The following is a 452-nucleotide window of genomic DNA, read 5'->3' on the forward strand; positions in this document are numbered from 1 at the left end:
GGATATATTGGTATCTATGAGGTTGGAACTGTCTTTTTCGGTCACGCTTGGGAACATAATCCTGAAGCTAAAGCATTTTCTGTTAAGATTGTAAAAACCTTATGGGAACATTGCAAAGCTTGGGAAAAGGAATATGGCTATCATTTCAGTGTATACAGTACCCCGAGTGAAAGCTTAACTGACACATTCTGTCGGCTTGATACAAAGAAGTTCGGTATTGTTAAGGATATTACTGATTAGGAATACGACACTAATTGTTTCCATTATGATGTTCGAACGAAAGTTTCTCCTTTTGAAAAGATTGATTTTGAACAGGATTATCAAAAATACTGTTCCGGTGGTATTATTCATTATTGTGAATATCCAAATTTGAAACAAAATCCGAAAGCCTTGGAAGCTGTTTGGGACTATGCTTATGACAAAATTGGATTTTTTGTGACTAATACCCCAAT

At 35.4% G+C, this 452-nt stretch carries 1 pseudogene; it reads left to right on the forward strand.

Annotation, left to right across the window (positions count from 1 at the left end):
• Positions 1 to 452 (forward strand): annotated as a pseudogene (gene nrdD / locus KH893_RS12170) (anaerobic ribonucleoside-triphosphate reductase); the annotation flags it as partial.

It is taken from the genome of Liquorilactobacillus sicerae, assembly GCF_029916425.1.
Lineage (GTDB): Bacteria > Bacillota > Bacilli > Lactobacillales > Lactobacillaceae > Liquorilactobacillus > Liquorilactobacillus sicerae.